The sequence below is a fragment of the Nocardia sp. NPDC051030 genome, from assembly GCF_040683015.1.
Lineage (GTDB): Bacteria > Actinomycetota > Actinomycetes > Mycobacteriales > Mycobacteriaceae > Nocardia.
In genome coordinates this window covers 408,384-419,018 of sequence record NZ_JBFBCD010000001.1, presented here as the reverse complement: position 1 = coordinate 419,018, position 10,635 = coordinate 408,384, and the positions used below count along the sequence as shown (strand labels likewise).

8 protein-coding genes are annotated in these 10,635 nt (G+C 66.0%); 6 read left to right on the top strand and 2 right to left on the bottom strand.

What is annotated here, in order from left to right; translation table 11 throughout:
- The first annotated feature begins 16 nt into the window (after positions 1–16).
- Together AB0N05_RS01915 and fabD are read left to right on the top strand one after the other, a co-directional pair.
- Positions 17–4,486: a beta-ketoacyl synthase N-terminal-like domain-containing protein gene (locus tag AB0N05_RS01915; protein ID WP_364686244.1), complete on the top strand. Its 4,470-nt coding sequence runs from the start codon at positions 17–19 to the stop codon at positions 4,484–4,486.
- Positions 4,483–5,478, top strand: coding sequence for an ACP S-malonyltransferase (fabD, locus tag AB0N05_RS01910; protein ID WP_364686241.1), 996 nt, complete (start codon positions 4,483–4,485; stop codon positions 5,476–5,478). Before AB0N05_RS01915 ends, fabD begins: the two co-directional genes overlap by 4 nt.
- On the opposite strand, the gene AB0N05_RS01905 is transcribed toward fabD, so the two are convergent.
- A complete protein-coding gene (locus tag AB0N05_RS01905) occupies positions 5,475–5,747 on the bottom strand; it encodes a MoaD/ThiS family protein (protein WP_364686238.1) in 273 nt (90 codons plus the stop codon). The two genes, fabD and AB0N05_RS01905, sit on opposite strands and share 4 nt — an antisense overlap.
- 222 nt (positions 5,748–5,969) lie before the next feature.
- On the opposite strand from AB0N05_RS01905, the gene AB0N05_RS01900 reads away from it, so the two are divergent.
- From AB0N05_RS01900 to AB0N05_RS01885, 4 genes are read left to right on the top strand one after another with little or no spacing between them, the layout of a single operon-like run.
- Positions 5,970–6,500 carry a DUF6817 domain-containing protein gene (locus AB0N05_RS01900; protein WP_364686235.1) on the top strand — a complete coding sequence of 177 codons (531 nt, stop codon included), beginning with the start codon at positions 5,970–5,972 and terminating at the stop codon, positions 6,498–6,500.
- A complete protein-coding gene (locus tag AB0N05_RS01895; RefSeq protein WP_364686232.1) occupies positions 6,497–7,126 on the top strand; it encodes a hypothetical protein in 630 nt (209 codons plus the stop codon). Before AB0N05_RS01900 ends, AB0N05_RS01895 begins: the two co-directional genes overlap by 4 nt.
- 12 nt (positions 7,127–7,138) lie before the next feature.
- Positions 7,139–7,876: an SDR family oxidoreductase gene (locus AB0N05_RS01890; RefSeq protein WP_364686229.1), complete on the top strand. Its 738-nt coding sequence runs from the start codon at positions 7,139–7,141 to the stop codon at positions 7,874–7,876.
- Entirely contained in the window at positions 7,876–9,354 is a 1,479-nt protein-coding gene (locus AB0N05_RS01885; protein ID WP_364686226.1) for an NAD(P)/FAD-dependent oxidoreductase, read from the top strand. Before AB0N05_RS01890 ends, AB0N05_RS01885 begins: the two co-directional genes overlap by 1 nt.
- Positions 9,355–9,356: 2 nt before the next feature.
- On the opposite strand, the gene AB0N05_RS01880 is transcribed toward AB0N05_RS01885, so the two are convergent.
- Positions 9,357–10,337, bottom strand: coding sequence for a LysR family transcriptional regulator (locus tag AB0N05_RS01880; protein WP_364686223.1), 981 nt, complete (start codon positions 10,335–10,337; stop codon positions 9,357–9,359).
- Positions 10,338–10,635 lie beyond the last annotated feature (298 nt).

Below are 10,635 nucleotides of genomic sequence, written 5' to 3'. Positions count from 1 at the left end.
ACTTCGGAGAAATCACATGATGAAACGGCTGCTGCTCGACCTCCTTTGGTCCCACCTGCGTTCCCTGGGCGCGTTCGGTCACACCGGGCAGACCATGGCCGCGGCACGGGAGACCGCCGGCCTGCTTCCGATGTACGACGCGTGGTTCGACGAATCCGTCCGGCTGCTGGAGGTCGGGGGCTACCTGCGGCGGCGGGGCGAGCGAATCCTGACCGATGACGCACCGAGCGCGCGGTCCCCCCACGACGTGTGGCGGGACTGGGAGACGGAAAAGCCACGCTGGCAACGCAATCCCGACCTGGCCGCCATCCACCGGCTGCTGGAGACGACCCTGCCCGCGATCCCCGCCGTGCTCACCGGCGAACGGCGGGCCACGGAGATCATGTTCCCGAAGGGATCGCTACGGCTGGTCGAAGATGTCTATAAGACCAATCCCGCCTCGGCGTTCTTCAACCGGGTGCTCGCCGAGGAACTGATATCCCGGTTGCGCGCCCGCACCGAAGCCGAGCCCGGCTTCGCGCCGCGCATCCTGGAGATCGGCGCGGGCACGGGTGCGACGAGTGCCGCTGTCCTGGAGGCGATCAGAGCCGATGGCCTGGCGGTCCGGGAGTATTGCTACACCGACCTGTCCCGGGCGTTCCTGGACCACGCCGAGCGGAACTACCGGCCCGCCAGCCCATTCCTGACCTGCCGGATACTCGATATCGAGCGCCCGGTGGCCGAACAGGGAATTGCCATCGGCAGCTACGACATCGTCATCGCCGCCAATGTGCTGCATGCCACCCGCGACATTCGCGCCACCCTCCGCAATGCCAAGGCGCCGCTTACACACGATGGGCTGCTGGTGCTCAATGAGATCACCGCGAACGTGGTGATCAACCATTTCACCTTCGGCCTGCTCGAGGGCTGGTGGCGTTATGACGACGCCGAGCTGCGCATTCCGGGCAGCCCGCTGCTCACGTCGGACAGCTGGCAGCGCCTCCTCGCAGAGGAAGGCTACGGGCAGGTCACCTTCCCGGCCACGGCGGCCGCTGATCTCGGCCAGCACATCATCGTGGCCCGGAGCAATGGCATAGTGCGCCAAGCGATCTCGCCGACGCGTGCAGCCGGACCCGATCCGGTGCCGAATATCGCCACACCCCCGCTCCCCGAGCCCGCGCGGGTGGCATCCGGCGACAGTGTCCCCGACGGTTCGCGCGCCCGTGTCGAGGCGGTGATACGCGAGATTCTGGCGGAGTCCTTGCGCATCGACGGCACCCGAATCGCGCGGGAGGCGAACTTCTCGGCCTATGGCGTCGATTCCATTTTCGCCGTGCAGCTCGCCCGGACCATCGGCGCGAGGCTCGGCCTCGACCTGGATGTCACGCTGCTCTTCGAATACAGCACGCTGTCGGACCTCGGTGCCTTCCTTGTCGCCGAGTACGCTGCGGAACTCGCTGCCGCACCGGATGATTCGCGCGCTCCCGGCCACGAGCAAGCCGAACCGGAGGGCATGGCCATCGTGGGAATGTCCGCGCGCTTTCCCGGGGCCGAGGACGTCGGGGAATTCTGGCGCATCGTCGAACAGGGCGCGCGGTGCATCACCACCCCGCCGATGCGGCGCAAAGACTGGGCGAGCCACGGCGACACCGCGCACACGACCGGGTTGTGGGGCGGATTCCTGGACGGGATCCACGAATTCGACCCTCTCTTCTTCGCCATGTCCATGACCGAGGCGCGGCAGGTGACCCCCGAGCTGCGCCTGATGCTGATGGCGGCCTGGAACGCCGTCGAAGACGCGGGCTACCGGATCACCGATCTGCGCACCCGGCCCACCGGAGTCTTCGTCGCCACCACCGGCAGCGAATACGACGGTGGACCGAGCCTGCTGAGCTCGCCGGTGCCCGCGCTCATCCCCAATCGCATCTCGTATGCGTTCGACCTGCGCGGTCCGAGCGAGCAGTGCGATACGACCTGCTCCTCATCGCTGGTGGCCCTGCACCGCGCCATCCGGTCGATTCGCGAGGGGGAATGCGAGCAGGCCCTGGTCGGTGGCGTGAATCTGGTCATGTCACCGGCGCGATTCGCCGGTATGCGGGGCGCGGGAATGCTCAGCGCCGAGGGGAACGTGCGCCCGTTCCAGCAAGACGCCGAGGGCACCGTGCGCAGTGAGGGCGCGGGTGCCGTGCTGATCAAGCCATTGCGCCGGGCGATCGAGGACGGGGACACCATCTACGGCATCGTGCGCGGCACCGGCGTCGCCCATGGCGGACAGGGCGTGTCGTTCACCGCGCCGAGCATTCGCGGGATGAAATCGGCGATCGCGCGCGCCTTCGACGACGCCGGAACCGATCCCGGCGCCATCGAGTACGTCGAGGCCCACGGCATGAGTTCGGCGCTGGCCGACAGTGTGGAAATCGCGGCATTGCGCGCGAGTCTGGGAACAGCGGGCGCGGGCGACGCAGCGGACTCCGCCGCCATCTACTTCGGCAGCGTGAAGCCGTGCATCGGGCACAGCGAGGTGTTCTCGGGCCTGGCCGCACTGGTGAAAACGGTGCAGGCCGTGCGATTCGGCGTGATCCCGGCGATCCCCGACTTCGGAGGCCTGCACGCGGACATCGCGCTCGGAACCCGGCTCCGGCCGGCGACGGTCAACCGGCCGTGGCCTGTCCGAACCGATGGCAGCGGCCGCGTGCTGCCGCGGAGGGCGAGCATCAACAGCTTCGGCATCGGCGGTGTCAACGCGCACGTGGTGCTCGAACAGTATGTGCCCGGCTCTGACGGCGGTGCGGCCGTGGACGGCGCGAATCTGCATGTCCCGCAACTGGTCATCCTCTCGGCCAAGACCGGACAAGCGCTCCGGGAACGAGCGAGGCGGCTCCTCGCCCCGCTGCGGGAAACCGGCCCGGAAACCTGGCCGGACCTCGCCTATACCCTTCAGGTCGGTCGCGAGGAGATGGAGTGCCGGTTGGCGCTGGTCGCCGCAACTCCCGAGGAGGCGGCCGAGGTACTTGCCGGGTGGCTGGAGGGCGACCCGGACTCGAGCGCGAGGGTCGCGCTCACCGACCATGCGGGGAAAGACCCTGGTGCTGTGGACTTCTCGGCTGTGCAGGACGGATCCCCTCGACTGTCGCGGCAGCACTTGACGCTGCTGGCCGAGCAGTGGGTCGCGGGCGCACACGTGGATTGGGGCCTGCTGCACCGAGAAGCCCGACGCCGCCGGATTCCCTTGCCCGCGTATCCATTCGCGCGGCGGACCTGCTTCGCCGCCGGTGTTCCGGAGCGCCCGGCAACGCCCGCGCTCGGGCAATCGGCGGAGGTGAGCACGGTCCCCGTGGGCACCGCGGGAACCTTCGTCTCCGGTCTCGTGGCCTCCGTGCTGGGTCTGGAGGAACACGAAATCGACAGGCGACGCTCGCTCGCCGGCTATGGCCTCAACTCGCTTCTGCTGGTGGCGGTGCTCGGCCGCATTCGCGGGGAATTCCCACTGTTCCAACCGGATTGGCTCCACGCGGAGGACACCCTCGACGATGTGGTCGCGAGGCTGTCGAGCCTGCCGCCATCCGAGGGCTTGCCGAGCGGAGCGCGATTCCCGGAACTCGTGCACCTGAATGGCGTCACCACGGGCAGGCCGGTGTTCTGGGTGCACGGCGCGCTGGCGGGCGTGGAGTCGTATCACCCGATCGCCGCGAAGATTCCGCGCCCCTTCTACGGAATCCAGGCCCGGGGCTTCCTCACCGATCACGCACCATTGCAGGGTGTTCCGGCGATGGCGGAGTACTACGTCGAGGTCATTCGCGGCGTGCAGCCCGAAGGCCCCTACGACGTGGGCGGATTCTGCCTCGGCGGCATCCTCGCCTATGAGATCACCCGGCTGCTCCAGCTACGGGGCCAGGTCGTGAACTCGCTGACGATGGTGGACTCGCCGGACAACTCGGGTTGGGCCGTATCCAATGCGAGCGGGTCCGGACCGGCGCAGAGCGCGGCGCTGCAAGTGGTGAACTCATTGCTCTGGCCCGCGGGGGAGAAGAACCTCGCCCGGGTGACGAGCGGGCTGATCCATCAGAACGAAATCGCCGACGCACCGGATCCGGAGGCCTGCCTGCGGCGGCTCGCCGACCTCGCGGCCGAACGCGGTCTCGCCATGGCGCGCGAGCACATCGTGCACTTCGTCCGGCGCAATATCGAGGTCCAACTGGCCTATCGCATCGACGAATACCGCATCCGGCCCCTGGTCAGACCGGATGCCGTGGAGTGCACGTACTTCCGCAATCGCCGGGCATTGTTCCTGGGTGATCTGGAGCCGTACTTCCAGGTGGTGGGTGAGACGTTCTCGCTGGATCACGTGGATTACGTACAGGATTGGAAGCGCGAGCTCCCGGGCCTGCGGGTGGTGGATATCGACGCGTCCAACCACATGACCATCCTGCACGACGACCTGTCGCTCGCCGCGATCGAACAGGCCTGTGTGACCACCTATCTCGACGATCTCGAGGAATCCCGATGAGAGCCTTCGTCTTTCCCGGACAGGGCGTGCAGAGGCGGGGGATGGGCGGAGACGTCTTCGAACGCTTCCCGGTGCTGTGCGGGCAGGCCGACACCGTGCTCGGCTACTCGATCGAGCGACTGTGCCGGGAGGATCCGCGGCGACTGCTGAACCGGACCGAATACGCGCAGCCCGCGATATACGTGGTCAACGCGCTCCACCACCTCGATGCGAGTGGGCCGGACCGTCCGGTCGCGGACTATCTGGCCGGCCACAGTCTCGGTGAGTACAACGCGCTGCTGGCGGCGGGCTGCTTCGATTTCGAGACCGGCCTGCGCCTGGTGCGCCGCCGCGCGGAGTTGATGGCCGAGTCCGACGGCGGCGGAATGGCGGCGGTGGTCGGCGTCGCACCGGCGGTGATCGAGGAGGCCCTACGGGCCGGCGGTCTCGCGAACGTCGTCATCGCCAACTACAACGCGGACGAGCAGTGCGTGCTGTCCGGTACCGCGGCGGACCTCGCCCGCGCCCGGCCGATATTCGAAAAGCTGGATGGCGTCAGGGGTTTCGTCCCACTCCGGGTCAGCGGGGCGTTCCACTCGCCGCTCATGGAACCGGCCGCCGCGGCGTTCCGGACGGTGCTGGACACGGTCGATTTCGACGAGCCCCGGACACCGGTCATCTCCAGCGTGACCGGGCGGCCCTTCGCACCGGGCGGGCAGGCCCTGCGCGATGCGCTCGCCGAGCAGATCACCCGGCCGATCCGCTGGGACGAATGCGTTCGGTACCTGCGCAGGGCCGGTGTGACGGACTTCGTGGAAGCGGGCGAGAGCACGGTCCTGACGTCATTGATCGACAAGATCACTGCGTCGGAACCGGCGGGTGGCCGGCCCTGGCGCGAATATCGTGACGAGCACGTCCTGGCACTGCTCCGCGAGTGCGCGAACGGGACGCTCGGTGTCGACGAGGTCATCGACATGATCCGCGCCGGCGGCGCCGCGGCCGGTACGGGCTAGCCGCCCGCGACCGCCTGCAGGATCGTGATACGAGATCCGTTGGCCACCACCGTATCCAGGCCGCTGAGGAAACGGACGTCATCGTCGTCGACGTAGACGTTCACGAATCTCCGCAACTCTCCCCCGGTGACCAGGCGATCGCGAATCCCGCTCGCGGAGACCTCGATGCTCTCGATGATCTCCCGGACCGTTCTGCCCTCGGCTTGCAACGTCTTTCGGCCGTTGGTGGCCGATCGGAAGATGGTCGGAATGTCCACTGTCGCCGTCATGACTGGCAACCCCCCTGATGTTCCGTGCTGAGCTGATACCGCCTCGGAGTCAATCAGTTTCAGCCGCCGGAAGGCAATCATTACAGCCATCTGAATTGGAGATGGCCTCGATCGCGAAACGGTACTGGCGCCGCGCCCCGGGGGTGTTGAAGACTTGGCTCGAAGCCAAATGAGGTGAAGGGGGAGGGTTCGGTGGGTACTGCTGCCTGTAAGGACTTGCTTATGTCGCTGGGGGCGACGGAGATTGCGCATCCGGGTCATGGCGGAAATATGTTCACCCATCTGACCCGCGTCGAATCTCTGCTTCGGGAATGGGGCGAGCGTGAGGCCGTATGCAGTGCGGGCTTTCTGCACGGATTGTTCGGCCCCGCACCGTTGCCCGATGGCGGGTTCTACACGATCCTGCCGCTCGATGAACGTGCTCGTGTTGTCGAAACAGCGGGCGCGGAGGTTGCCGACCTGGTATATGAGTACGGCGCATGCGATCGCGAATACACGTATCCGCGCCTGGAGCTCTCGCCGGAGCCGTACCGGGATCGGTTCACCGGAATCGCAGGTCCGCTCGAAGACCGGCGTCTGCGGGACTTCCTGGCCATCACCGCCGCCAACGAGGTCGACCAAGGCCGGGAATCCACCGAATTCGTCGAAATGCACGGCGCCTTTTTCATGGAACTGTTCACCCGCTGCCGGAGCTTGCTGAGCGACGGTGCGTGGGAGGCGTGCGTCGATACGTTCGCGGGGGAATCTCGATGAACGACTATCGCGTGTCGGTCGACGAGGAAACGCTACAGCCGTATTTGCGGGATGCCCTCACCGAATACCTGGATTGCACACCGGATTCGCCGCCATGCTGTTTCGCGGTGCTGCTCGGACATCTCTCCGACGGGCAATGCACGGTGCGGGACATCAAATACGGTGCGAATGTCAAGTCCAGCGAGGGACAGGCATGCGCGGAATTCGACGAGGTCATCGTGCCCTGTTTCGGAAAGGGATACGCCCACCAGCGCCGCGGTTTCTGGTGTGATTCGAAGGATCTGCTCCGTATCTATCGTGAGGCGAATGACGAGGGCCTGGACATCCTCGGATCGATACACCTGCATCCCGATTGGCATGTCATCGGCCCGGAAGGCGAACGCGCGCTGCGCATCGGCCAGTGGCCCACCCCGATGGACAACCACATGTTCGTGAACACCCAGTGGCCCGTAAACATGATCTGCTACATCCAGGGCACGGGGTCGGGACCGCGCGCGACGGTGGCCGCGTGGTCGACGTCGGAGGAAAAGGGCGCGACCATGCCCCTCACCCTGGATTGGCGGGGCTGGGACGGTGCCGAGCGGTCGAGCAACGAGATCGATTTCGAGATGATGGCGGTGCGGTAGATGGTGGAGCGGATGAACGGATCGCGGACCGCGATTGTCGTGGGTGGATCCGGCGGTATCGGCGCGCAGATCACGAGAACCCTTGTCGCCGAGGGGTTTACCGTGGTGGTCAACTACTCCCGGGACGAACAGGCCTGGCAGCGGTTGCTGGGTGAGTTCCCGGGCTCCGAGGTGGTCGGCTTCCAGGGAGACATCTCCGAGCCGGGTGTGGCGGAGCGGCTCTTCGACGCGGCCGAACAGGTACACGGTCACGGTGCCGACGTTCTGGTGAATTGTGCTGCGGTGCAGGGAGAGCGGGGAATCTCGTTGTCCGCGACGTCCGACGAGGCCTTCGACCGGATCGCCGACGTGAACATGCGAGGGCTGTTCTATCTGCTGCGCCAGGCCGCATCCCGGGTGCGTGCGGGTGGCAGCATCATCAATCTGTCGAGTTCGGCTGTGGCGCTGAGGATTCCCGGGCAGCTGCTGTACAACGCCGCCAAGGCGTGGGTGGAGTCCGTCACGGGTCAGCTGGCCGTGGAGCTCGCCGGAAAGAACATCACGGTGAATGCCATCGCTCCCGGTCCCACCGCGACTCCGCAGTTCCTCGGCAGCCGGACCCCCGAGCAGGTCATGCAACTGGCCGAACAGACGCCGCTGCGCCGGATCGGCACCCCCGACGATATCGCCGGTATTGTCGCCTTTCTCGTCGGCGAATCGGGCCGCTGGCTCAATGGGCAGACGATTCGTGCCAATGGCGGGCTGATCTGATGGAGCGGACCGCTCCGATTGTCGTGATCGGTGCCGGGTTCTCCGGGTTATGCGCCGCGATTCGACTGAAGCAGGCGGGTTTCGAGAACTTCACCGTGCTGGAACAGGCCGATGATCTCGGTGGCACCTGGCGTGACAATACCTATCCGGGAGCCGCCTGCGATGTCCCGTCGCACCTGTACTCGTATTCGTTCGCCCCGAATCACCGCTGGCGCAGGTGGTTCGCCGGTCAATCCGAGATCCACGGGTATCTGCGGCGTACCGCCGAGGAGTACGGCATCGTCGGCCATATCCGATTCGGATGCCGGGTGAACGGTGTGCGCTACCGCGATGACCAGGGGCGGTGGGAGATTACGACGGACGCCGGTGAAAAGAGCTATGCCCTGGCGGTCGTGGCATGCGCCGGTGCTTTGAGCGTCCCGTCCTCGCCCGATATCACCGGCCGCGATGCCTTCGCGGGCAACGTCTTTCATTCTTCGAACTGGGACCACTCGATAGATCTCGACGGCAAGTCGGTGGCCATCGTCGGAACCGGGGCCAGCACAGTGCAATTCCTGCCTCCGGTCGTGCGGCGGGCAGCCGAGGTGACCGTCTTTCAGCGCACGCCGACCTGGGTGCTCCCGAAACCGGAGCGAACCATCCCACCGGCCCTCGGTCAGGTATTCGGCCGCCTGCCGTGGCTCCAGCGCGTGGTGCGCACCGCGGTTTTCGTCGAACGCGAGGTGCAGGCGGCCGGATTCGCGCTCACGCCGCTCGCGGATCGGTGGAGAGCGCGGCGGGCCCGCAAGCACCTGGCCGCCCGCATCGCGGACCACGACTTGCGGGCCAAGCTGACGCCCGATCATACGGTCGGCTGCAACCGCCGGATTCCGCTGTCCAATGACTACTACCCGGCGCTGGCGAGTCCGAACGTCACACTCGTCACGGAATCGCCGGCCGAAGTCCGCGAGCGTTCGGTCGTGTGCGGCGACGGACGGGAGTATCCGGCCGACGTCATTATTTTCGGGACAGGGTTTCGCCCGGGCGCAGCCATTGCGGCGATGAACATCACCGGACGCGGCGGCATCACCCTCGCGAGTTCGTGGGATCGAGGTCCCGAGGCACATCTCGGCATGATGATTCCGAGGTTCCCCAATCTCTTCCTGATCTTCGGGCCCAATGCGGGACTACAGCACAATTCGATCGTCTTCATGATCGAGCGTCAGATCTCCTATGTCATCGAATGCCTGAGTCTGCTCGACGGGGAGAGCCCGGCGGCACTCGAGGTTCGCCCTTCGGCCATGGCGGCATCGCTGAGCAAGATGCGCGCCAGGCGGCGGCGGAGCGCATGGGCGGGATGCGAAACCCGATTCCTGGATCCCGAAGGCGTCAACCGCACGCTCTGGCCGGGCTTCGCTTTCGAGTACTGGCTCGCCACGCGTCGGGTGCGACGGGCCGATTTCGAACTGGTGGAAAGTGAATCGATCGTGCACTCATGACACTAGATCTTCTGGTGGACAGTGGATTCCGTGGCAGGCTCACCGGTGTTGTTCGCCGGCAGGTTGTTATCACGGCGAACCATGCCGATGAACTCCCGGGCGGCGGCCGAGAGTCGTCCGCGGCGAAACACCAGGCTTTCCCGAAAGCTCGGTATCCCGTCCACCGAGATCCAGCGGACTCCGTTCTGGCTGAGCGATTCCGGATCGATCATTCGGCGCGGGAGGAACGCGACTCCCAGCCCTTGATGAACCAATTGAATGGAATGGAGCGGGTTGGACACCTCGAACTGGACTCGACGAACGATTCCGGCCTGTTGAAAGGCGTGGTCTACCAGTATTCGCATACCGGCGCCCGGCGTGCCGTCGATGAAGGCCTCGTCGGTGAGCTGGTCCAGGGTCAGCGATTCGGCGTCGGCGAATGCGTGCTGCGCGGGCAGGACCAGGCCCACCGGATCCTCGACCAGGACGAGGTGGTCGAGTTCGGCCAGTTCCAGACCACTGCTGAGCCCGACCACGGCGACATCCAGCTCACCCCGCTCCACCAAGCGTATGAGCTCATCGGTAAGGCCTTCTCGCAGTGAGACTTCCACGGACGGATAGCGCGTATGGAACTCCGATACCCAGATCGCGGGGACCGGACTGCTGCGATTGGGGTACGCGCCGACTGCCAGCCGGCCGCCGACCAGCTGGCCGTGACTGGCAGCCACCAGCGATGCCTGCTCGGCGGAACGGAGCGTTTCCTCGGCCAGGGGCGCAAAGGCACGTCCCGCGGCGGTCAAGGTGACGCCGCGGCTACTGCGCTCGAATAGTTTTGTGCCCAGCTCCCTTTCGAGTCGGCCCACTTGCTGGCTCAGCGCCGATTGTGCGATCAGCGCTTGCTCAGCCGCTGCACTGAAGCTGCCGGCTTCGGCGATCATGAGAACGTAACGTAACTGGCGTAACTCCACGTCTGGCATGCTGCCACGAGCGGACGTGGCCCGCACACAGTGGGAGATCGACCGGCTTGCCGTTCGGCGGCAAGGGATCTGACGTCACGGACGGTCCTCGGTAGCTGCCCGGCGTGCGAAAACGCCCGGCAACACCGGAGATCTCGGCGCACGATGCGGCGGCCACGCTCGTGTGACGCACACGACTCTCGCTTCGATTTAGTAATGCCCCGTACGGCTGATTACAGTGATGTATCAACGACTTGCCGTGGGGGGCGACCATCAAAAAGGTTGGAAGGCAGCACTTGTGAGCGGCATGGCCGGTACAGGGCGAGACGCCTACTCATCCTCACCC

Coding starts and splice junctions, on each gene's coding strand:
- AB0N05_RS01915 (WP_364686244.1), top strand. CDS start 17: ATGATGAAACGGCTGCTGCTCGACCTCCTTTGGTCCCACCTGCGTTCC.
- fabD (WP_364686241.1), top strand. CDS start 4,483: ATGAGAGCCTTCGTCTTTCCCGGACAGGGCGTGCAGAGGCGGGGGATG.
- AB0N05_RS01905 (WP_364686238.1), bottom strand. CDS start 5,747: ATGACGGCGACAGTGGACATTCCGACCATCTTCCGATCGGCCACCAAC.
- AB0N05_RS01900 (WP_364686235.1), top strand. CDS start 5,970: ATGTCGCTGGGGGCGACGGAGATTGCGCATCCGGGTCATGGCGGAAAT.
- AB0N05_RS01895 (WP_364686232.1), top strand. CDS start 6,497: ATGAACGACTATCGCGTGTCGGTCGACGAGGAAACGCTACAGCCGTAT.
- AB0N05_RS01890 (WP_364686229.1), top strand. CDS start 7,139: ATGAACGGATCGCGGACCGCGATTGTCGTGGGTGGATCCGGCGGTATC.
- AB0N05_RS01885 (WP_364686226.1), top strand. CDS start 7,876: ATGGAGCGGACCGCTCCGATTGTCGTGATCGGTGCCGGGTTCTCCGGG.